Source organism: Paractinoplanes pyxinae, from assembly GCF_026626335.1.
Classification (GTDB): Bacteria; Actinomycetota; Actinomycetes; order Mycobacteriales; family Micromonosporaceae; genus Actinoplanes; species Actinoplanes pyxinae.
Genome location: NZ_JAPNTZ010000001.1, coordinates 661,037 through 682,657, shown reverse-complemented (window position 1 = coordinate 682,657; position 21,621 = coordinate 661,037). Strand labels below are relative to the sequence as shown.

14 protein-coding genes are annotated in these 21,621 nt (G+C 73.5%); 8 read left to right on the top strand and 6 right to left on the bottom strand.

Annotated features, from left to right (window positions below):
• Positions 1–8 precede the first annotated feature (8 nt).
• A complete protein-coding gene (locus OWR29_RS02900) occupies positions 9–2,366 on the bottom strand; it encodes a S8 family serine peptidase (protein WP_267560724.1) in 2,358 nt (785 codons plus the stop codon).
• 132 nt (positions 2,367–2,498) lie between these two features.
• On the opposite strand from OWR29_RS02900, the gene OWR29_RS02895 reads away from it, so the two are divergent.
• The 4 genes from OWR29_RS02895 to OWR29_RS02880 are packed head-to-tail and all read left to right on the top strand — an operon-like array spanning position 2,499 to position 9,848.
• Positions 2,499–3,359 carry an ABC transporter ATP-binding protein gene (locus tag OWR29_RS02895; RefSeq protein WP_267560723.1) on the top strand — a complete coding sequence of 287 codons (861 nt, stop codon included), beginning with the start codon at positions 2,499–2,501 and terminating at the stop codon, positions 3,357–3,359.
• Positions 3,356–4,033, top strand: coding sequence for an ABC transporter ATP-binding protein (locus OWR29_RS02890; protein ID WP_267560722.1), 678 nt, complete (start codon positions 3,356–3,358; stop codon positions 4,031–4,033). The genes OWR29_RS02895 and OWR29_RS02890 overlap by 4 nt, the downstream gene beginning before the upstream one ends.
• Positions 4,030–7,158 carry an FtsX-like permease family protein gene (locus OWR29_RS02885; protein WP_267560721.1) on the top strand — a complete coding sequence of 1,043 codons (3,129 nt, stop codon included), beginning with the start codon at positions 4,030–4,032 and terminating at the stop codon, positions 7,156–7,158. Before OWR29_RS02890 ends, OWR29_RS02885 begins: the two co-directional genes overlap by 4 nt.
• Entirely contained in the window at positions 7,155–9,848 is a 2,694-nt protein-coding gene (locus OWR29_RS02880; protein WP_267560720.1) for an FtsX-like permease family protein, read from the top strand. Before OWR29_RS02885 ends, OWR29_RS02880 begins: the two co-directional genes overlap by 4 nt.
• On the opposite strand, the gene OWR29_RS02875 is transcribed toward OWR29_RS02880, so the two are convergent.
• On the bottom strand, positions 9,845–11,305 hold the full coding sequence (locus tag OWR29_RS02875) for a GGDEF domain-containing protein (protein ID WP_267560719.1): 1,461 nt from the start codon (positions 11,303–11,305) through the stop codon (positions 9,845–9,847). The genes OWR29_RS02880 and OWR29_RS02875 overlap by 4 nt on opposite strands.
• 48 nt (positions 11,306–11,353) lie before the next feature.
• On the bottom strand, positions 11,354–13,651 hold the full coding sequence (locus tag OWR29_RS02870; RefSeq protein ID WP_267560718.1) for a putative bifunctional diguanylate cyclase/phosphodiesterase: 2,298 nt from the start codon (positions 13,649–13,651) through the stop codon (positions 11,354–11,356).
• A gap of 136 nt (positions 13,652–13,787) precedes the next feature.
• Here OWR29_RS02870 and OWR29_RS02865 point away from each other — a divergent pair, with 136 nt between their 5' ends.
• Positions 13,788–14,726 (top strand): AraC family transcriptional regulator, encoded by a 939-nt coding sequence (locus tag OWR29_RS02865; protein ID WP_267560717.1) that lies wholly within the window; start codon positions 13,788–13,790, stop codon positions 14,724–14,726.
• Here the strand turns inward: OWR29_RS02865 and OWR29_RS02860 are convergent.
• The 3 genes from OWR29_RS02860 to OWR29_RS02850 are packed head-to-tail and all read right to left on the bottom strand — an operon-like array spanning position 14,723 to position 17,419.
• Positions 14,723–15,202, bottom strand: coding sequence for an MBL fold metallo-hydrolase (locus OWR29_RS02860; RefSeq protein ID WP_267560716.1), 480 nt, complete (start codon positions 15,200–15,202; stop codon positions 14,723–14,725). The genes OWR29_RS02865 and OWR29_RS02860 overlap by 4 nt on opposite strands.
• Entirely contained in the window at positions 15,199–15,759 is a 561-nt protein-coding gene (locus OWR29_RS02855) for an MBL fold metallo-hydrolase (RefSeq protein ID WP_267560715.1), read from the bottom strand. Before OWR29_RS02855 ends, OWR29_RS02860 begins: the two co-directional genes overlap by 4 nt.
• A gap of 19 nt (positions 15,760–15,778) precedes the next feature.
• Positions 15,779–17,419 (bottom strand): DEAD/DEAH box helicase, encoded by a 1,641-nt coding sequence (locus tag OWR29_RS02850; RefSeq protein ID WP_267560714.1) that lies wholly within the window; start codon positions 17,417–17,419, stop codon positions 15,779–15,781.
• Positions 17,420–17,481: 62 nt separating this feature from the next.
• On the opposite strand from OWR29_RS02850, the gene OWR29_RS02845 reads away from it, so the two are divergent.
• The 3 genes from OWR29_RS02845 (at position 17,482) to OWR29_RS02835 (ending at position 21,619) form a co-directional block, all read left to right on the top strand.
• Positions 17,482–18,513: a hypothetical protein gene (locus tag OWR29_RS02845; RefSeq protein WP_267560713.1), complete on the top strand. Its 1,032-nt coding sequence runs from the start codon at positions 17,482–17,484 to the stop codon at positions 18,511–18,513.
• Positions 18,514–18,800: 287 nt separating this feature from the next.
• Positions 18,801–20,258: a glycoside hydrolase gene (locus OWR29_RS02840; protein WP_267560712.1), complete on the top strand. Its 1,458-nt coding sequence runs from the start codon at positions 18,801–18,803 to the stop codon at positions 20,256–20,258.
• A 254-nt stretch (positions 20,259–20,512) separates the two neighbouring features.
• Positions 20,513–21,619, top strand: a complete 1,107-nt coding sequence (locus tag OWR29_RS02835) for a LuxR C-terminal-related transcriptional regulator (RefSeq protein WP_267560711.1) — start codon at positions 20,513–20,515, stop codon at positions 21,617–21,619.
• Positions 21,620–21,621: the final 2 nt, after the last annotated feature.

Here is a 21,621-nt window from a genome sequence, read left to right as displayed (position 1 = left end):
GTAGATATTCAGCGCACGAGGTCGGTGCCGCCCGAGACGACCACGGCGTAGGGCTGCGACGGGCTGCCGGGGACCGACACGCCGCGCACGCGCACGGTGTAGGTGCCGGGGGCCGGGGCGGGCACCGTGACCTGCTGGACGTTGTTGGTGGCGGTCGGGAACGGCGTGGTGTCGCCGTCCAGGACCGTGCCGTCCGGGGCCTGCACCTGCAGGTAGAGCTGGTTGACGAGCGAGCCGATGCCCTCCAGCGACGGCGGGTCGGTCCAGACCAGCGTGACCTTGAGCGGCGTCTCGGCCTCGGACGCGGGCACGGTGTAGCGCCGCATCTGGCCCGTGGCCACGCCGTCGGACGAGTCGTCGTAGCGCAGTTGCTCGTCGGGCGCGGGGGCCAGGGCGGCAGTGACGTCGACCCGGCCGAACCCGCACACGTTGTTGGGCCCGGCGCTGATCTCGCCGGCGAACTGGCCGCTCATCGTGGCCGCGCCGTTGATGAGCACGGCCTTGAGCAGAGCGGCCGAGGGCGCGCCGCCGTCGGCGGTCAGGCGTTCGCGTACGAGGGCGGCTGCCCCGGCCACGAGCGGCGTCGACATGCTGGTCCCACCGCTCCAGCAGTACAGCTCCCGCAGCTCGTGACCGGCCGGCAGGCTGCCCCACAACGGCTCGTCGCCCGGCGGCAGCGCCGACGAGCGCAGCGACAGCACGTTGGTGCCCGGCGCGACCACGTCCGGCTTGATCCGCCCGTCGTCGGTCGGCCCACGCGACGAGAAGCAGGCCATCCCGTTCACGTCGTCCGACACGTGCCCGGCCGCCGTGAGCCGCGGGAACTTGACCGTCTGGCTCCAGTTGAGGTCGCGGCCGGGCGGCGGGACCGAGCCCCGTGGGCGGTCGTTCTCGCTGGCCCCCACGGTCAGGCAGTTCTTGGCGGTCGCGGGCGTCCCGATCGAGTCGGGGTCGACCACGCCGTTGCCGTTGACGTCCTTGCCGTCGTTGCCGGCCGAGAACAGGATCAGCATGTCCGGGTTGTTCCAGACGAACTTGTCGACGGCCCGCGATGAGGCGTTGTAGATCCCCGAGTTGGCGGCGCCCCACGAGTTGGTGTGGATGCGGACGCCGGCCGCGTGGGCCGGGGTGAACAGCTCGGCGAGGTCGTCCGGCAGCCCGTACAGGCCGTCGGCCGGCGGCGGCCAGTCGGCCGGGTCGACGTCGACGCCCTCGGCGATCAGCTGGGCCGCGGTCTTCCAGTTCACGTGCTGGCCGATGGCCTGGAAGAAGACCTCAGCCTCGGGAGCCGCCCCGGCCGGCACGAACGCCGAGCCGATGGCCTTGGCCGCGGACCCGTCGCCGAGCACCGAGCCGGCGACGTGGGTGCCGTGGCCGGACTCCTCGTCGGCCGGGCCGTCGTCGCTCATCGGCGGGTCCGTCAGGAACGGGGCCAGGGCGGGCTTGGCCGGCAGGCTGGTCAGGTGGCGGACGCGGCCCTGCAGGTCGGGGTGGATGTGCTGCGGGTCGCCGCTGTCGAGCCCGGAGTCGGCGATCCCGACGAGCTGGCCGCGCCCGGTCACCGTACGGCCGGCGAAGGTGTGGCCGGTGGGCACGCCCATCACGGTGAGCGCGCGGTCGTTGTGCAGCTCGGCGAAGGCGAACGGCAGGACGGCCTGCACGCCCTGGGTGGCGGCGACGTCGGCGATCACCGACGGACCCGCCTCGGCCACGACCGTACGCCCGGAAGTGGAAATCACGACCCCGCCGGCCGTGCGGATGCGGGCCGACACCTCGGCCGTGCTCTCGCCGGGGAAGACGGTGACCTCCACCCGCTGCGAGTCGGCCCCGGTCAGATCCTCGGCGGCGACCGCGGTCAGCAGCGAGGCGCCCAGCTCGGTCCGCAGGTCGCGGCGCAGCTTGGACGAGACCTTCATGGCCGGGCGGTACGGGGTGACGTCCTCGACCCAGGGCTCGGCCGACAGCGCGGCCACCCGCTCGGGCAGCAGCCCGATCAGCAGCGTGAAGCCGGGGACGGTGTCGAGCACCGTGCCGCCGAGCGAGCGCACCGCGCCGAGCCATTCGGGGGCGGCCGGTCCGGCCAATTTGACCAGGTAGTACGCCGTACGGCCGGAATTCTGCTCGATCGGCACCTCGTCCTGGGCGCGGACCGCGTCGGCGAAGGCGAACCTCGACCCGGCGACCTGCGTGGCTTGCTCGGGCAGGGCGGTCGCCTCGACGCCGCGACCGGTCAGCTCGGCCAGCTGGGCGTCCGAACCGCGTACGAGCAGGGAATCGGGATATTCGGCCAGCACCTCCACCCCGGTCTCGCGGACGGTCGCCGCGTCCCGCGGCTCCAGCAGGGTGACGAGCATCTTGGCAGCCATGGCAGTCCCTCCCCGGTTGAATAACTGCCAGTGCACCGCTCGCCCCGGGCCTGGTTATCGGGAAGTCGGCAGGCCGACACGGTTACCACCTGATCGGATATAACAGTGATCACCGAATCGGGGGTGGTGGGGATGACGCTCATCGTGTGCGAGAGCCTGGTGCGCATCTATCAGACCGGCCCGGTCGAGGTCCAGGCGTTGCAGGGGCTCGACCTGGTGGTCGAGAAGGGCGAGATGATCGCCGTCGTGGGCGCCTCGGGTTCCGGCAAGTCGACGCTGCTGTCGATCCTGGCCGGGGTGGACGCGCCGACGGCGGGACGGGCCCACGTCGAACAGTGGGACCTGCTGGCCATGTCCCGGGCCGACCGCGTGCGTTACCGGCGGCACACGGTCGGGTTCGTCCGGCAGCAGACGGCGAGCAACCTCATCCCGTACCTGACCGCGCGGCAGATGGTCGACCTGCCGATGACCGCCGCCCGCACCTCGGCCGGCGAACGCCGCAAGCGGTCGGCCGAGCTGCTGGAGGCGCTGGGTGTCAGCGCGTACGCCGACCGCAAGCCCGGTCAGCTCTCCGGCGGCCAGCAGATGCGCGTGGCCATCGCGGTCGCCCTGGCCAACCAGCCGCACGTGCTGCTGGCCGACGAGCCCACCGGCGAGCTCGACACGGCCACCTCGGCCGAGGTGTTCGGCGCGCTGCGAGACGTCAACCGCGACCTCGGCGTCACCGTCGTCGTGGTCACCCACGATCCCGCGGTCAGCGGCCAGGTCGAGCGGACGGTCGCCATCCGCGACGGCCGCACCAGCAGCGAGGTGCTGCGCCGCACGGCCACGGCCGACGACGGCGGCACGCATGTCATAGCCGAGGAGTACGCCGTGATGGACCGGGCCGGGCGCATCCAGGTGCCGCGCGACTACCGGGAGGCGCTGGCCCTGACCCGGCGGGTGCGCCTGGCGCTGGAACCCGATCACATCACGATCCGGCCCGACGCATGACCAGCGCGTTATTGACCGTACGCGGGGTCAGCCGCACCTTCGGTTCGGGCCCGGCCGCCGTCCACGCCCTGAGCGACGTCTCGTTCGAGGTCGAGCCGGGCACGATGGTGGCCCTGGTCGGCCGTTCCGGCTCGGGCAAGACCACCCTGCTCAACGTGATCGGCGGGCTCGACCGCCCCGACTCGGGCACGGTGACGGTGGACGGGCTCGAGGTCACCGGACTCGACGAGGACGGGCTGTCCCAGCTGCGGCGGGACAAGGTGTCGTACGTGTTCCAGACGTTCGGCCTGATCCCGGTGCTCTCCGCGGCCGAGAACGTGGGCGTCCCGCTGCGGCTGGCCCGCGCCGAGCCGGCCGAGCGCGAGCGCCGCGTCGGCCTGCTGCTCGACCTGGTCGGGCTGGCCGACCACGCCCAGCAGCGACCGGGCGAGCTCTCCGGCGGCCAGCAGCAGCGGGTGGCGATCGCCCGCGCCCTGGCCGCCAGCCCGCGCCTGCTGGTGGCCGACGAGCCGACCGGCCAGCTCGACGCCGAGACCGGCCTGGCCGTGATGGGCCTGCTGCGGGGGGTGGTCGAGTCCGAGGGCGTGACGGCCGTCGTGGCCACCCACGACCCGGTCATGATGGCGCTGGCCGACCGGGTCATCCGGATCAGCGACGGCCGAGTGCTCACGTGATCGAGCTCGTCCTCCGGCGAGCCCGCGCGCACTGGCCGCTGCTGGCCTCGCTGCTCACCATCCTGGTCGTCGGCACCACCCTGCTGGGCACGAGCGCGCTGCTGGTCACCCGGACGTCGGAGCGCGCGGTGGAGGTCTCGGCGGCCCGGGCCGACCCGGACGACGTCACGGTCACCGCGTACGTCGGCGCCGTGGCCGCCAAGGACGCGCGCTCGGTCGCGGCGGACTCGCGGCAGGTGCTGACCACGGCGGTCGCGCCGTTCACGGCGACCACAATGACCCGCGCCTCGGGCGCCCTGCGGACGCTGCCCCTGGCCGGCGGGGAGTCGGACGGGGTGCAGGGCGGCGGTTATCTGGCCTCCATCCAGGACCTGCCGGACCGGGCCGCGCTGGTCTCGGGGCGGTGGCCGCGCCCGGCGACGAACGAGGCCGCGGTTCTGCAGAGCACCGCGCGGCTGCTGGGGCTCAAGGTGGGTGATCGCGTGGCGTTCGGGCCGGAATTGGGTCGTACGCCGAACGGGCCGGTCGCCGTGAAGGTGGTCGCCGTCGTCCGGCCGCTGCAGGACGCCGGCTGGGACCGCGATCCCCTCGGCGGCACCGGGTTCGACCCCGACCCGCCGGAAAGCACCTCGGCCCGGCAGATCCGTGCGTACGGGCCGTTCCTGGTCGACCTGGACGTGCTGCTCTCCGGCCGCAACGCGCTCAGCCGGCTCGAGGTCACCGCCCGCCCCGACCTGTCCGCGCCCACCGAGCAGGGCCTGAACCGGCTCACCGCCTCGCTGCTCGGAGCCAACCGCAAGCTGGAGGGCACGCTCGGCGAGCGGGTCGAGATCCAGCGCGTCTCGTCGCCTCTCCCCCAGCTGCTGCTGGCCGCCCGCGATCAGCAGCAGCTCACCTCGGGGTCGGTGCTGGCGCTGGCCGTGATCGGCCTGGTGCTGACGGCCATCGCGCTGGCCCTGGCCGGGCGGCTCACCACCGGCGTCCGGACCACCGAGTTCGACCTGCTGGCGGCGCTGGGAACGAGCCGGGGGCAGTTCACCGCCGTGGCCGCGACGGAGGCCGGCGCGATCGCGGCGATCGCCGTCCTGCTGTCGGTGCCCCTCTCGTCGCTGCTGTACGCCGGGCTGAGCCACCTTCCGCCGTTGTCCGGCGCGGGACTCACCTCTCCGGTCACCGTCAGGTGGACTCAGGTGCTGGTCGTGGTGTGCGGGGCGCTCGCGCTGGCCGCCCTCCACGTCGTGTTGTCGTCCCGGCCCGCCGTCGACCCGGGCGACCGCCGACGCCACCGTGAGCTGCTGGCCCGGTCGGGGCTCGACCTGCTGCTGGTGGCGCTGGCCGCGGTCGGCTGGTGGCAGCTGCGGTCGCAACCGGCCGCGGCGGGCTCGCGGGCCGATGCCGTACGCATCCTCGCGCCCGCCCTGATCCTGGTGGCCGGGTCGGCCTTGCTGCTGCGGGCCCTGCCGCCCCTGCTGCGCGGCGCCGAGCGGCTGGCCGGCCGGGCCCGCGGCTTCACGCTCTCGCTGGCCACCTCCGGGGCCGCCCGTCGCCCGCAGGCGCTGGCCGCCGGGCTGCTGATCTGCCTGGGCTGCGCGGCCGCGACATTCGGGACGGCGTTCGGCTCGACCTGGCACACCTCGCAGCGCGAGCAGGCCGACCTCTCGGTGGGCACCGACCTCGCCGTCTCGCTCGCCGCCGCGCCGGTCACCGGCCAGAGCGCTGAGGTCCGGGCGGCCACCGGCGGGGTGATCAGCCCGGTGGCCAAGCAGAACATCGTGGTCGGGCAGTGGCTCGGCGGTCCGGAATCGGCGCCGCAGCTGGTCGCCGTCGACACCCGGGAGGCCGGGTCGTTGCTGCGGGGACGGGTCGAGCACGACGGCGGCTGGGCCGGGGTCACTCGTACGCTGGTCCCGCCGGCCGCCGTGACCGGAGTGGCGCTGCCCGTGAACAGCAGCCTCGCCGTCACCGGCACCGCCACCGGCGCCCGGCCCATCGCCGTCACCCCGCACCTGATGCTGCAGGACGAGACCGGGCTGCGGACGAACTGCGACGGCGACCCGGTGCCGCTCGACGGCCGCCGTCACGCCGTGGCGGACTGCGTCAAGGTGCCCGGGCTGCGGCTGGTCGGCGTAACGCTGTCGGTGCTCGGCGAGTCCGGCATCCAGTACGTGACCGCGATCGACGCCACCGTGACGCTGCCCGAGCCGCCCGCCTCGGCCTGGACGGTCCGGGCGGCCGAACCCGACGCCCGGCAGCTGCTCGACCCGAAGGTCGCGGCCGACGGCGCCCGGCTGCGGCTGAGCAGCGCGGTCAGCTTCGCCGACACCACGCCGTCGAGCCGCGTCCTGGTTGCCACCGCCTTCGCCGACCCCGGCCCGGTGCCGGTGGTCGTCTCGAAACGGTTCGCGGCCGAGGTCGGCGCCCGGCGCGGCGCCGACATCACCTTCGCCGTCGACCAGACGCCGGTGGACGCGACCATCGCCGAGATCGTGGACGAGGTGCCGTCGGCGCCCGGAGGCGCCGCGTTGCTGACCGACATCGACTGGCTGACCCGTGCCCTGGCCGTGCACGGCAACGTGAACTCGCCGGTGACCGCCTGGTGGATCGGCGACCCGGCCCACGCCGACGCCGGCGAGCTGAGCCTGGGCCCGGTCACCACCCGGGCCGCCGAGGCCGAGCGGCTGACCGGCAGCCCGCTGCGCGCCTCGTTCCCGGCCGTGCTGCGGGTTCTCGTGGCGGCGGCCGTCGTGCTTCTGCTCGGTGGCGTGCTGCTGCAGGTCACCTGCGACATGCAGCTGCGGGCGGTCGAGGTGGCCCGGCTGCGCGGCCTGGGCGTCTCGCGGCGGGGCATCCGGACCGCGCTGCTGGGCGAGCAGGCCGCCGTGGTGCTGCCGCTGCTGGTGGCCGGGGCCGGCGTTGGGGCGCTCACCACGTGGCTGGTGGCGCCGTTGCTGATCCGCTCGGACACCGGGGCGGCGGCCGTGCCGGCGGCGGTGGCGCACTGGCCCTGGGCGGGCGAGATCGCGCTGCTGGCCGTGCTGGCCGGGGGCTGCGCGCTGGCCGCCGGGGCCGCGGTGCTGATCCAGGTGAGCCGGGCCGACGCGGCGCATCTGCGGGTGGCGTCGTGATCGCGCTGCACTGGCCCAGCGTGCGCGGGCGGGCCCGGGCCGACGCCGGTCCCCTGCTGCTGGTGGCCGTGGTGGTCGCCGTCGTGGCCCTGCTGGCCGGGGCGACGCCGCCGGTGCTGCGGGCGACGTCGGACGAGGCCACCCGGGACGCCGTGCGGCGGGCCGCCGACGACGCCGCGGTGCGGGTGGAAGCGGACTGGCCGGACGACTACGGGCCGACCGGCGGCCGTCAGCGCGCCCCGCTGCTCGCCCAGGACGTGGCCTCGCTCGGGCATCTGGCCCAGGACGACCTCAGCCCCGAGCTGCAGGCCGCGCTGCAGACGCCGGTCACGACGGTCTCCAGCATCTCGATGGCGGTCACCGACGGCAGCGTGCAGCGCCGCCTGCAGTTGGAGTACCTGCGCCGCGGCGACGGAGGCGACCCGCGGGTCACCTGGGTCGCGGGCAAGGCGCCGGGCCCCTCGACCAGCGACGACAGCATCGAGATCCCGCTCAACGGCGCCCCGTGGCCGATCCACGTCGGCGTGTCCGAGGCGGAGGCGGCCGCGCTGGGCGTGCGCCCGGGCGACCGGATCCCCGTCCAGGACGATCGCCGGACCCCGTACGACGTCCGCGTCAGCGGCATCTTCCGGCCCGTCGACCCGGGCGATCCGGCCTGGCGACTCGTGCCGTGGCTGCTGCAGCCGGCCGCCAACCGCGACGGCCTGGGCAGCACCCGGTTCGGCGGCCTGCTCTCCGACGAGTCGCTGCCCGACGCCCGGCTGGCCTTCCGCTCCGACCAGCTGCGCCGCGGCGTGCGCTTCGACGCCGACCCGGACAAGCTGACCTGGGCCTCGGCTCAGAACCTGGCCGACTCGGTGGCCACGCTCAAGGGGTTGTCGGCGGTCTCGGCCGAGCGTGACACGTCGCTCAAGTGGGCCACCCAGCTCGACAGCGTGCTGCGCGACCTGCGGAACCAGATCGCCACCGCCACGCCTCAGGCCTCCGTGCTGCTGCTGGCCCTGCTGGCCGGTGCCCTGCTGGTGGTGAGCCTGGCCGCGGATCTGCTGACCCGGCGGCGTACGACGGCGTTGGCCACCGCCCGGCAGCGGGGCGCCGCCCTGCCCGCGCTGGCCGCCGAACTGGCCGTCGAATCGGTGGCGGTGACCGTGCCCGCGGCCGCAATCGGGCTCGCGCTGGCCGCCGTCCTCACCGGCAGCGCCTCCCTGATCTGGGTGCTGCCGTTCGTGGTGCTGGCCATCGCCGCCGGGCCGGCCTTCGGGACGCTCGCGGCGGCCCGGGCCACCCGGGACAAGCGCGCCCCGGCCAACCGCAGCGCCCGCCGGTGGGCCAGGCGCACCGTCCGGCTGCGCCGAGCCGCCATCGACGCGGCCGTGGTCCTGCTCGCGGTGGGGGCCCTGGTCGCCCTGCGCCAGCGGGGCATCGAGACGGGGCTGGCCTCCGCCGCGCCCGCGCTCGGGGCGCTGGCGGTTTCCTTGCTTCTCGTACGGTTGTTGCCGCCCGCCACCGGGGCGGTGCTGCGGCTGTCGCTGCGCTCGCGGCGGTCGCTGGGGCTGTTCGCGGCGGCCCGGGCCGCCGCCACGTCGTCGCGGATGCTGCCCGCCCTGGCCGTCACGACCGCGATCGCGCTGGCCTCGTTCGCGGTCACGCTGCAGGCCACCACCGACCGTGGGTTGTCCGACGGCGCGTGGCAGGCCGTCGGGGCCGACGCGAGGCTCACCGTGGGCCTGGAGGCGTCCGGTTCCACCGCCGACATCGCCACCCGGGTCGCCGCCGCGCCCGGGGTCGAGGCGGCCGTCCCGGCCCGGGTGGTCGAGAGCGAGCGCTTCATCGCCGACTCCACCTCGATCGTGGCCCGACTGATCGTGGTGGACACCGCGGCCTTCCGGCGGCTGCTGGCCGGCACTCCCCTGCCCGGCCTGCCCGCTCCGGCCGGGCTCACCGCGGCCGACGGCGACACTGTTCCGGCGCTGGTCCGCACCGGCGACGGCAGCCTGCGGCCCGGCCTCGACTTCCGGCTGCCGCTGCAGACGAACAGCGCGATCCAGATGGCTGCGATCGGGGTCGCGCCGGCCATCGGCACCGGAGAAGACGTGATCGTGGTCGACGTGGCGGCGGCCAAGGCGGCCGGGCTCGACTGGGAGCCCGACACGGTGTGGGCGACCGGATCCGGCGCGGCCGCGGCGATCCGGGCCACCGGCGCCGACGGACGGCTGGTCACCCGGGCCGAGGTGGCCGAGGACCGCCGTACGGCGCCGTTGACCGAGGGTCTGGTCCGGCTCTACGTGATCGCCGCGGTGACGCTGCTCGCACTGGGCCTGCTCGGCTTCGCGCTGGCCGCCGCGGCGGGCGCGCCGGAGCGGTGGGAGACGCTGGCCCGCCTGCGGACGCTGGGGCTGCGGCCGCGGGACACGCATCGGGTCGCGGCCGGTGAGCTGTTGCCGGTGGCGGTGGTGGCGGCGGTGTCCGGGCCGCTGCTGGGGGCGCTGCTGGCCTGGCTCACGCTCGGACCGCTGGCCCTGAACGTGCTGACCGGGCAGGTGGCGGTTCCGGTGACGGTGGTGCCGTGGTGGACCGTCGAGCTGGTGACCGTAGGGGCGTTGGCGGCTGTGCTCCTGGCTGTGGTCGGCGGGGAGTCGGTCGTACGAAGGAAACGAAGGCTCGGCGACGTGTTGCGCGTGTCTTCCTAGCGGTTGCTCGAGACGTAGAGGCGATTCCGCCCGGCCCGCTTGGCCGCGTAGAGGGCGGCGTCGGCCCGGGCCAGCAGGTCGGCGGCCGATTCGACGCCGTCCCATTGGGCGGCCCCGGCCGAGAACGTCTGGCCGTGCGGGGTCACCGCCTGCAGCCGCTCGATGATGATGTCGGCGTCGGCCAGCTTGGAGTGGTCGAAGATCGCGCCGAACTCCTCGCCGCCGTAACGGGCCAGCAGGTCCTCCGGGCGCAGCTCGGCCCGCCAGGCGTGCGCGGCCAGGCTCAGCAGCTCGTCGCCGCCCTGGTGGCCGTGCTCGTCGTTGTACAGCTTGAAGCGGTCGAGGTCGATGATGGCGACCACCACGGGCGTGCCGTGGCGGCGGGCGCCGGCTATCCGGCGGGACAGCTCGAGATCCCAGGCCCGGCGGTTGGGCAGCGTGGTGAGCGCGTCGATGTGGGCCACCGCGTCGAGCTGACGGGCCTTGTCCTGCACCTGGCCGACCAGGTCGACCATGCGCAACGCCAGCAGCGCGAACAGGATGATGCAGCCGACCCCGGCGGCGAGCCAGTCGACCTGGCCGTCCTGCAGCACGCCCTGGGCGATGAGCAGCGCCGGGGCGGCCATGCAGGCCACGTTGACCAGCAGCACGCGGGCCGGCGAGGTCTCGGCCACCGGGCGCAGCGGCTGCCCGGTCAGCATGCGCATCGACGGGTGCAGGGCCGCGCCGGCCATCAGGAAGGCCGACAACGAGGTGAGCGGCTGCAGGTCGGCCGCCTTGAGCGACGAGATGAACGGCAGCAGCGTGGACAGGTGCGAGACGGTCTGCAGCAGCAGTGAGGCGCTGATCTGCCAGAAGGAGGCGTTACGCAGGCCCTTGGAGGTGAAGAAGCGGATCAGCACGCCGAGCAGCAGCACGTCGCCGAAGGGGAACAGCGCCGACAGCGCGTCACCGGGCAGCGAATCGTTGAGCCGCAGCAGCGGGGTGATGACCAGCAGCCAGCAGGCCAGCGCCAGCAGCACGCTGATCATCGCGGTGTCCAGCAGTCCCGCCCGGTCCTGCCGGAACGAGGTGCCCCGCATGATCAGCAGCAGGGCCACCGCCTCCAGCGGGTACACGGCCATGAAGATCGCGAAGGCGGCCGTGCCGGCGCCCGAGACCCAGATGACGAAGCCGGCCACCATGACCAGGCCGGCCGACGCCAGCAGGAGCCAGGGCCAGCGCGGCCGGGGCCGGTTGCGCACCACACCGGCGACGATCCCGGCGCTGAAGAGCACCGGCATGGCGAACGCCATCGAGCCGCCGACGGGGCCGGTGGGGTCGAGGAACGATTGCCCGACACAGAAGGCGACGGCGCCGGCCAGCCAGGCCTTCCAGAGCCGGGTGCCGGGCTCGCTCCCGCCGCCCGCCGGGGCCGAGGCACGGATGGCCGCGCGGTCGAGGACGGAGTGCGTCACCGTGCGGGCCCTCCTGATCTTCGTCGGTGCCCTTCTGATCGGCAGGGCTCACCCGCTCGTGAGGCGGTCGCGGGATTCGCCGATCAGGCGGGCCGCGTCGGCCTCCGGCACCGGGCGGGAGAAATAGAACCCCTGCGCCCGCTCGCACCCCAGCTCGCGCAGCAGTTGCACCTGCTCGGCGGTCTCGACGCCCTCGGCGATCGTGCCCAGGCGCAGGCCCGAGGCGAGGTCGATGATCGCCTTGACCAACGTGCGGGCGGCCGGATCGGGCTGGCCGGGAGCGGGCATGAAGGAGCGGTCGATCTTGACGTGGTCGATCGGCAGGTCCCGCAGATACGCCAGCGACGAGTACCCGGTGCCGAAGTCGTCGACCGCGACCCGTACGCCGTGCGAGCGCAGCATGGAAAGGTGGCTGATCGCCTGCTCGGTGACCAGGCCCGAGTCGACCAGCACACCCTCGGTGATCTCCAGGATGAGGGCCTGCGGCGGCAGCCCCGAGGTCTGCAGGGCGTCCAGCACCATCAGGCCGAAGCCGGGCTCGCGCAGCTGCCGGGGCGACACGTTGACCGAGATCACCGTGCCGTGCCGGTGGTGCCAGCCGGCCACCACCCGGCACGCCTCCCGCAGCACCCAGGCCCCGATGGGCACGATCAGGCCGCTGTCCTCCGAGACGCCGATGAAGCGGTCCGGCGGCACCATCTTCTCGCCCGCCGGCTGCCACCGGATCAGCGCCTCGACGCCGGCGATGTGCTCGTCGGCCAGGCGGATCAGCGGCTGGTAGTGGACCAGGAACTCGTCGCGGGTCAGGGCCTCGCGCAGCCGCTCCACCGTCCGGGCGGTCGCCAGCCGCTTCTCGCGCAGCTGATCGTCGTACAGAACGAATTGGTTCCTCCCGGCCTCCTTGGCCGCGTGCAGGGCCAGATAGGCGTCGCGGGAGACATCCGCCGCCGGCAGACCCGGCTCGAGCTCGCGCAGACCCATGCTGACCGTGGCGAACAGCTCGTGACCCTGCACCGGCAGCGGGCGCCGCATGGCGGTCAGCACCCGCTCGGTGGTGGCCCAGGCGTCGGTCAGGGGCGCGTCCTCGAGCAGCGCCGCGAACTCGTCGCTGTGCAGGCGGGCCACCAGCGCGCCGTCGAACAGCTCCCGCAGCCGGGCCGACACCGCCACCAGCAGCTCGTCGCCCACAGCGTGCCCGAAGCGGTCGTTGACGTCCTTGAACCCGTCCAGGTCGAGCAGCAGCAACGCGCCCGGCCGTCCGCTGTCCAGGGCGGCGGCGAGCCGGTCGTGCAGCACCGAGCGCATGGGCAGGCTGGTCAGCACGTCGTGCTCGGAGCGGAACCGCAGCTCCCGCTGCAGCTCGGCCTCGTTGCACAGGGCCGTCTCGAGGTCGGCCGCCCGCTCGGCGGCAACCCGGTTGAGCTGGCGCATCCGCTGCACGACCAGCGCCGAGGTGATGGCGGTGGCGATCATCGGGACGACCACGTCGAGGCTGCCCAGGGTGTCGTTCAGGCCCTCGCGCAGCAGGAACAGACCGGTGAGGATCGGAACGGCGACGACCGTGCCGACGTAGATGCGGGTTCCGCCGTGCCCGCCCAGGGAGGCCTGGCCGTCCGGCAGGGCGACGGTCCGCTTCATGGACGGGTGCAGGGCGGCCACGGTCAGCAGGCCGTTGCCGACGACCCAGCCCACGATGCTGACCGGGGTCGGGAAGCCGGCGCTGCTGCCGACGGTCAGATAGGCGGTGTCGGCCGTCAACCGGACCACGCAGGAGGCGGCGACCAGCCAGTACGAGACCGACCGGGAATCGCTGAGCAGCAGAAGGCGTACGCCGAAACCCAGCAGGACAAGGTCGAGGAACGGTTCGACCAGCAGGTACGCGTGCTGGTCGATGGCGCCGGTGTCGATGAGCGTGGGATCGACGAACACCATCCACCAGATCACCGCCGCCCCGCACGCGATGATCGCGCTCTCGGTCAGGCCGATCACCGCCGCGCCGCGCCGCCCGTGATTGGGCAGCAGGGCCACGCCGGCGCACAGGATCGGGTACGTGATGCCGTAGATGATGTTGATGGCGGCGCCGTTGGTCGAGATCGACGTCGGCAGCAGCGTGGCGAAGATGACGTTGCCGGCCAGCGCCAGCCCGACCGACGTGAAGATCAGCCACCAGGCCCGCGCGAACGCCGGCCGGTGCCGCCGCACCCCGCCGGCGATCGCCGCCATGACCAGGGCGGCGCTGGCCAGCATGAGGACCGCCAGCCCGTTGAGCGTCGAGACCTGGAACGCCACGACGACGAGCAGCGCGGAACAGACACCGCCGGCCCACACGACACCCACAGTCCTCACAATCGCATGATGATCTTCTCGATGTCTCCGAACGGGCTTCATCCCTGCGGCTGACCGCACTTCGCTGAGCGCCGCTCAGGTCGTACCCTGCGCCAGGGAGGACCCGATGTGTGCTGAACCGTTTGAGCTTCCGGTTGTGCGCGCCGCCGTGGAGTCCCGGGACCTCGGCGAGTTCCAGGAACTCATGACCCGGCGCTACGTCGACCACCGCCCGCGACTGATCGGGAACCCGCGCGACTTCCTGTTCCGGTCGCGGTCGGCCTGGACGAGCGCGCTGACCGTCGAACAGGCCCGATACCGGACCGGCCTCGCCATCACGACCGAGCCCTTCGAGTCGGTCCTGGCCGCCACGGTGCTGGAGGGCCGGCTCGACGTCACGGCCGGCCGGCAGCGGTCGCGGGCCGGCGGGGGCGAGTCGTTGCTCTTCCCACCCGGCCTCGAACTCGGCGTCATCATGGACCGCACCGCCCTGCGCGTGGCTCAGTTCCCGGTCGAGGCGGTCGCCCGCGTGGCCGGCCGGCTCGGCGTCGACCCGGCCGACTTCCGGTTCGACGCGATGATCCCGGTCTCGGCGGCCGCGAACCGGCTGTGGGCGTCCACCGTGACCTATCTGGCCGACGTGCTGGCCGGGCCGGTCGTCCAGCCGATCATGCTGTCCGCCGCGGTGGAGGCCGCGGCGACGGCGGCTGTCACGGTGTTCCCGAACACCACCATGACCGTGGGCTACACGCCCGGGGCCGGGCAGGTGGCGCCGGCCGCGGTCCGGCGGGCGGTGGCCTACATGGAGGCGAACGCCACCGAGCCGATCACCCTGGAACAGATCGCGGCCGCCTCGGGGATAGGGGTGCGGGCCCTGCAGGCCGGGTTCCGCCGGCATCTGGACATCACGCCGGTGGCCTACCTGCGCCGCGTACGCCTCGACGGCGCCCACCGCGACCTGCAGGCCGCCGACGCGGCCGGCGGCGACACGGTGGCCGACATCGCGTACCGCTGGGGTTTCCCGAATCTGGGGCGGTTCGCCGGCTACTACCGGGCCGCGTTCGGCCGCCGACCCAGCCAGACGCTGCAGACCTAGGCGGCCAAGGTGTACTTCGTGCCGCTGCCGTTGGGAACCCAGGCGTCGGGCAGCGCCGCGGCGAAGGCGTGCTGGGCTCGCCAGCCCGTGCAGTGACCGGGAACGAGCAGGCTGGGGCCGGCCGCCCGCAACGCCTCGACGGTGGGGCCGATGACCGGGTTGAAGTACGGGCCGCTGAGGTGCAGGCCGCCGAGCAGCGCGTGCAGCTGCGGAATGCCGGTGAGCCGTTGCGCGTGCCGGACGATGTTGATCGCCCCGGCGTGGCCGCATCCGGTGAGCACGACCAGGCCCCGGCCGCGCAGGTTCACCACCAGCGCCTGATCGTCGACGACGAGCGGATCGGGCTCCCACGTCGTGCCGTTCCAGGCCTGGTGGGCCGGCGGCATGCCGTGCTCGAACTCGGTCGTACGGTCGACCTCGCCCGTGATGAGTACGCTGCCGTTGGCGAGCAGCGACGGCTGCCGCCGCTCGATCACCTCGAAGCCCTCGCCCTCGAGGGCCCGCTTGTCAACGTCGGCAACTCTTGCGTGGCCAGCTTGCGGCGAGCCCAGCTTCCCGGATGGATGACCATGGGAAGCCCCCGCGCACCGCGCTGGCGGGACAGCCCGATGAGCCCGCCCGCGTGGTCGAAGTGCCCGTGGCTGAGGACGACCGCCTGCAGGCCGCCGACGTCGAGGCCGAGCCGGTCGGCGTTCACGACCATCGCGTCCGGCGACAGTCCCGTGTCGAACAGCAGGGTCGTCGTGTCATCCCCGCGCCGCACCGTGACGAGCGCCGAGAAGCCGTGCTCGGCCCGCAACCCGACGGTCGTCAGGCCGTCCTCGAACTGCGGCGCGGTCGCCGTGCCGGCCCCGAACGGAGCCCGGGTGACCCGGTCGTCGCTCCCGAGCAGCGCGTCGAAGACGTTGTCGACCAGCGTGGTGATGGTGACCTCGTCGACCGGGGGCAGGGTGATCGGGTCGGCCGCCGGGCCCTCGGCCGCCCTGGGCATCGCGGCCGAGACCGGTCCGTGGCCGCCGCTGGTGTCACACATACCCCGATGGTGCCACTGTTCAGCGGCCGTGGCGCTCCCGGCGGACGGTGGGGCGGCGGCCGCGGATGGTGGCCCGGGAGAGGGCCTTGATGACCCGGTCGGCGGCCGAGTCGGGCACCTCGACCAGCGAGAAACGGTCGGTGATCTGGATGGCGCCGACGTCGCGGGCGGGCAGGCCGGACTCGCCGGCGATGGCGCCCACCAGGTCTTGCGGACGCAGGCCGGCGCGGCGGCCGAGGCCGACGAACAGGCGGGTTACGCCGGAGTCGGTGGGGCGCTGGCGAGTCTCTTTGTCGCGGCGCTGCGGGGCGGGCGTCGGAATCTCTTGCTCGTCCACGTCGCCGCCGGCCGCCTCGTGCAGCAGCTTCACGGCGGCCAGGGCGACCGTCTCGATGTCGGCGTCGTCGGTGAGCGAGTCGATGACCACGCGGAAGCGGTCCAGGTCGTCGTCCTCGAGCGCGCCCTGCAGCGTCGAACGGGTCAGTTCGAGGCGGCGGGCGCGCAGGTCGGTCACCGTGGGCAGCCGCTCGACCGGGATGCGGCGGCCGGTCAGGCGCTCGATGGCCTTGAGCATGCGCTGCTCGCGCGGCTCGGCCAGGGTGATCGCGACGCCCTCGCGGCCGGCCCGGCCGACCCGGCCGATGCGGTGCACGTAGGCCTCGGGAGCGGACGGCACGTTGAAGTTGATGACGTGGGTAAGCTGCTCGACGTCCAGGCCGCGGGCGGCGACGTCGGTGGCCACCAGCAGTTCGGTGCTGCCGCCGCGCAGCCGGCCCATCACGCGGTCGCGCTGGTCCTGGCTCATGCCGCCGTGCAACGCCTCGGCCCGGTAGCCACGGCCGTTGAGCGCCTCGGTGACCGAGTCGACTTCTTCCCGCGTACGGCAGAAGACGATAGCCGCGGTCGGGGCCTCGACATCCAGGATGCGGCCGAGCGCCGCCGCCTTGTACGGGCGGCCCACGATGTACGCGCTCTGGCGCACCAGCGGCATCTCGCCCGGGGCCACGTCCTCGCGAGCCATCCGGATGCGCACCGGCTCGCGCAGGTGCCGGCGGGCGATGGCGTCGATCCGGGGCGGCATGGTGGCCGAGAAGAGCACGGTCTGCCGCTCGGCCGGCGTCTCGGCCAGGATCGCCTCGATGTCCTCGGCGAAGCCCATGTCCAGCATCTCGTCGGCCTCGTCGAGCACGACGGTGCGCACGTCGCCGAGGTGCAGCGTGCCGCGGTTGATGTGGTCGAGCACGCGGCCCGGGGTGCCCACGACGACCTGCACGCCGCGCGACAGGGCCTGCAGCTGACGGCCGATGGGCTGCCCACCGTAGACGGGCAGCACCCGGACGTTGAGGTCGCGGCCGTAGCGGTGCACGGCCTGCGAGACCTGCTCGGCCAGCTCACGGGTCGGCACCAGGGCCAGCGCCTGCGGGTCGTTGCCGCTCCCGCCGGTCAGCGACTGCAGGATGGGCAGCGCGAAGGCGGCCGTCTTGCCGGTGCCGGTGGCGGCCTGGCCGACCAGGTCGTGCCCGGACAGCAGCGGAGGGATCGATTCGCGCTGGATGGGGGTGGGTTCCTCGTAGCCGAGGCTGACGAGAGCGCGCAGAAGCTCCGGTCGAAGCCCCAATCCCGCGAAGCCCGCCTCGGACTCGACCAGGTCTTCGTCCATGACGACAAGGATACGAGCCGGGATCTTCCGGGAATGCGGGCCCCGTGCCATACTGCGCCGCCATGGACGTACGTCGATTTGTTGTCGTGACTGCCCTGCTGCTCGGCGGCGGGGCCGGCCTGGGTGCGGCGGCCGCGCCGGAGCTTCAGTTGAGCGGGCCGGACCAGGTGGCGATCGGGCGCACCGCGGTCTTCACGATGCAGGCCGAGGGCGTCACCTCGGAGCCGGTCACACTGACGCTGCCCACCGGCATGACGTACGTGTCGGCGGAGCCGGGCGCGGTGAACACCGTCGACGGCGGCCGCAACTCGGGACCGTGCACCGCCGACGGCCAGGTGGTGACGTGCGGCGTCGACCACCCCGAGGACGAGCTGCCCAGCTGGACCGCGACGGTGCTGATCGGGGACGACGTGGTGGCCGGGAGCCCGCTCACGCTGAGCGCGGCCACGGGCGAGCTGACCCGGACCCTGACCGTCGTCCCGGTCCGCGGCGCCGACCTCGCCGTCACCGTGGAGGACGTGCCGGCCCTCGTGATCCCGGGCCGGCCGCTGACCTACACGGCGGTCGTCCGCAACCTCGGGCCGGACCCGGCCACCGGGTTCACGCTGCACGAGTGGTTCGACGGTGGCTGGTACCGGGGCGGCACGGCCGAGCACGAGGGCGTGCAGTGCTACTCGGACCCGGGCGAGCTGGCCTGCGAGGTCGAGGGTGGACTGCCGGCGGGCGGGGAGATCCGGCTCGAGCACGTCCTGCCGACGACGGCCAACGCCGCGACGATCGGGCGACGCGGGATCGTGAGCCTCGAGGTGGACGATCAGCCGGCGACCATCGATGCGGCCAACAACGAGGTCAGCTTCCCGGTCCGGTTCGGCGCCGCGCCGCCGACTTCGTCGCCCACGCCGAGCTCCTCACCGTCGCCGACCGCCTCGCCGACTTCCACGCCCGCACCGACCTCGGGCACCGCGACCCCCGCACCCGGCGGCGGTCTCCCGATCACCGGGCCCGGGCCGGGGCCGTTGGCGCTCATCGGGGCAGGGCTGCTGCTGGCCGGCGTCGCCACGCTTCGCCTCGGCCGCCGCCGCACGACGCGGTGACTCAGGGCCGTTGCCGCGCTTCGCTTCGGTCGGCACCGCGCGTCGCGGGGACCTGAGGCCCGTTCGCGCGCTCCGCTTTGGTTGGCGCCACGCACCGCGGGGACCTGAGCCACCTCGCGCCGCGCCACCTCGCGCCGCGCCACCTCGCGCCGCGCCACCTCGCGACGCGCCACCTCGCGCCGCCCCCGGTTCGGTCGCTCCTCGACCGATGCCGTTGACATAGATGTATGCCGATGTTTCCATTCACAGGCAACCGTTGTTAACGTTCACTGCCCGGGAGGCCCCCGATGGTCACCAGAAGAGTTCTTCTCGGCGGGGCTGCCGCCGGCGCTACCGCGGCCGGATCGGGGTGGGCGGGGGCGGCGCGGGCGGACGCCACGATCGCGGTCCGGCCGAGCGCCGACTTCGGGGCCTGGGAAGGCTGGGGCACGTCGCTGGCGTGGTGGGCCAATGTGTTCGGCGCCCGCGACGACTTCGCCGACATGTTCTTCACCGACCGGTCGGTCACTTACAACGGCGTCGCCCTGCCGGGGCTCGATCTGAACATCGCGCGGTACAACGTGGGCGCTTGCAGCCGGAACACGGTCGAGGGCAGCGCCATGGCGGCCTCCCCTAATATCCCGGCGTTCAAGCAGATCGAGGGCTTCTGGCAGGACTGGCGCAACCCCGACCCGGCCTCGTCGGCCTGGAACTGGAACGCCGACGCCACCCAGCGGGCCGCGTTGACCAAGGCCACCCAGCGCGGCGCGATCAGTGAGCTGTTCGTCAACTCGCCGATGTGGTGGATGTGCCTCAACCACAACCCGTCCGGCGCCTCCGGTGGCGGCAACAACCTCCAGTCCTGGAACTACGCGCAGCACGCCCGGCACCTGGCCGTGGTGGCCCGGCGGGCCCGGGACACCTGGGGTGTGCGCTTCCGGACCGTCGACCCGTTCAACGAGCCGTCCTCGGCCTGGTGGACGGCGACCGGCACGCAGGAGGGGTGCCACATCGACGCGAGCATCCAGCGCACGGTGCTGGCCAACCTGCGGACGGCGCTCGACGAGCAGGGGCTGCAAACGGTGTGGATATCCGCTTCCGACGAAACCAGCTACGACCTGGCCCGCACGACCTGGAACAGCTTCGACGCGGGCACGAAGGCCCTCGTGCGGCAGGTCAACGTGCACGGCTACCAGGGCGGCGGAGGCCGGCGCGACCTGCTCCACAACGACGTACGCGCCGCGGGAAAGGTCTTGTGGAACTCGGAGACCGGGGACGGGGACGGCACCGGCCTCACGCTGGCGCAGAACCTGTGCCTCGACTGGACCTGGCTGCACCCCACCGCCTGGGTCTACTGGCAGGTCATGGACCCGACCGCGGGATGGGGTGTCATCCGGTACGACCCCAACTCACGCACACCCGGCGCCGTCGAGCCCAAGTACTGGGTGCTGGCCCAGTTCACCCGGCACATCCGCCCGGGCATGCGGATCCTCAACACCGGCAACAACAGCGCAGCCGCCGCGTACGACGCGAACGGCCGGCGATTGGTCATCGTGGCCGTCAATCCCGGCGCCGCGCAGACGCTGACTTTCGACTTGTCTGCATTCAGCACAGTCACCGGCGGCGTGACCCGCTGGACGACCGTCCCCGGCGGCAGCGACCGCTACGCCCGGCGTACCGACCTCGCCCTCACCGGCAAGTCGCTCAGCGTGCCCTTCCCGGCCGCCTCGGTGCAGACCGTCGAGATCTCCGGAGTGAGCGCATGAAGTCGTCACGCGTCGACCGCCTGGATCCGTAGCTCCGGGCCGGACAGGCACGATCGGGCCGCGTCTGACCGTCGGCGAAAGAGGCCCGGTGACCGGCCTTTCCGCGTTGCCGAGCGGGCTGGCGACCTTCTTCTCACCGATGTGGAAGCCCGACGAGGTTGGCGAGAACGCTCGGCGATCGTTACGGCATCTGCTCCGAGCGCTGCACCTCACACCTGTTGATTCGGGCCGAGGGCGAACCTAGATTCCGAGGTATGCCCGGGGAGGGGTTCCGGCTGGATGCGGCGGTCGCCGATGTGTACGGCGAGCTGCGGCTGGCGCCTGTGTTGCGGCGGTTGTTACGGCACAGTGGGCGGCTGACCGGCTCGGCTGCGGGCAGCATCTCGCTGGTGGACGCGGCTCGCGGGCAGTATGTGAAGGCGGCCGAGGTCGGGGCCAAGTGCCGCCTCGGGCAGCGGTTCCCGCTCGACGAGGGGGCCACAGGGGCGGCGTTCGGGCGGCGGCGGCCGGTGGTCATTCCGGACTACGGGCGGCTGCGGGCGGGGCATCTGGCCGGCACCGACCCGGCCAGCCGGGGTGCGGCGCTGGCCGTCCCGATCTGGTGGCGGGGCGACGTGATCGCGGTGGATGTCGTGTTCGCGCCGGCCGCCAGCGACTTCAGCGGGGGCGCGGTGGACGATCTGGAGGCGCTGGCCCAGACGGCGGCGGCCGCGATTGTCATGTCAGGGCGGCACGATCCGTCGCTGGCGGCGCTGATCGCGCGCCGGGTTCCGGCCACAGTGACCGAGGCGGGCGTGGTCCGGCCGGTCACCCCCGCTGTCGCCCGGATCGCCACCGATCTCGTCGCGGCGGCGGCCCGCGCGGCGGGCGAAGGGTCGCATCAGCGGGTGGCGCTGGTCTACGGCCAGGACGGCCTGCGGCTGCTGGTGCAGCAAGACGGCGGGCTGCGGGGCGACAGCACGACAGAACAAGACGGGCGAAGCCGCGACAGCATCACGGCGGAACGAGCCAGCGGGCGGAGGCGGGACGGCGGCGCGGTGGAAGGGGACGGCGGGCTGCGGGGTGACGAGGTGTTGCGGCGGGACGGGGTGACGGTGGAGGAGGTGCCGGGGTGGGGCGTTCTGGTGCGCGCCGAATTTCCGTACGCGCGGGAAGCTCCGCCCTTCTCGCCGCGCGAGGCCGAGGTGCTGGGGCTGCTGCGCGAGGGGCTGACCGACCGGGAGATCGCGGCGCGGCTGGTTGTCTCGCCCAAGACGGTGGAGAAGCACGTGGCGGCCGTGCTGCGCAAGACGGGCACCACGCGGCGGACGGCGGCCGTGGTGACGGCGCTGGACAACGGGTGGATTCCCCCATATCGGTGATC

Excerpts from the sequence above, each read along its gene's own strand:
- OWR29_RS02845 (WP_267560713.1), top strand. The coding sequence starts at position 17,482 with ATGGACGTACGTCGATTTGTTGTCGTGACTGCCCTGCTGCTCGGCGGC.
- OWR29_RS02840 (WP_267560712.1), top strand. The coding sequence starts at position 18,801 with ATGGTCACCAGAAGAGTTCTTCTCGGCGGGGCTGCCGCCGGCGCTACC.
- OWR29_RS02850 (WP_267560714.1), bottom strand. The coding sequence starts at position 17,419 with ATGGACGAAGACCTGGTCGAGTCCGAGGCGGGCTTCGCGGGATTGGGG.
- OWR29_RS02890 (WP_267560722.1), top strand. The coding sequence starts at position 3,356 with ATGACCAGCGCGTTATTGACCGTACGCGGGGTCAGCCGCACCTTCGGT.
- OWR29_RS02855 (WP_267560715.1), bottom strand. The coding sequence starts at position 15,759 with ATGTGTGACACCAGCGGCGGCCACGGACCGGTCTCGGCCGCGATGCCC.
- OWR29_RS02895 (WP_267560723.1), top strand. The coding sequence starts at position 2,499 with ATGACGCTCATCGTGTGCGAGAGCCTGGTGCGCATCTATCAGACCGGC.
- OWR29_RS02835 (WP_267560711.1), top strand. The coding sequence starts at position 20,513 with ATGCCCGGGGAGGGGTTCCGGCTGGATGCGGCGGTCGCCGATGTGTAC.
- OWR29_RS02900 (WP_267560724.1), bottom strand. The coding sequence starts at position 2,366 with ATGGCTGCCAAGATGCTCGTCACCCTGCTGGAGCCGCGGGACGCGGCG.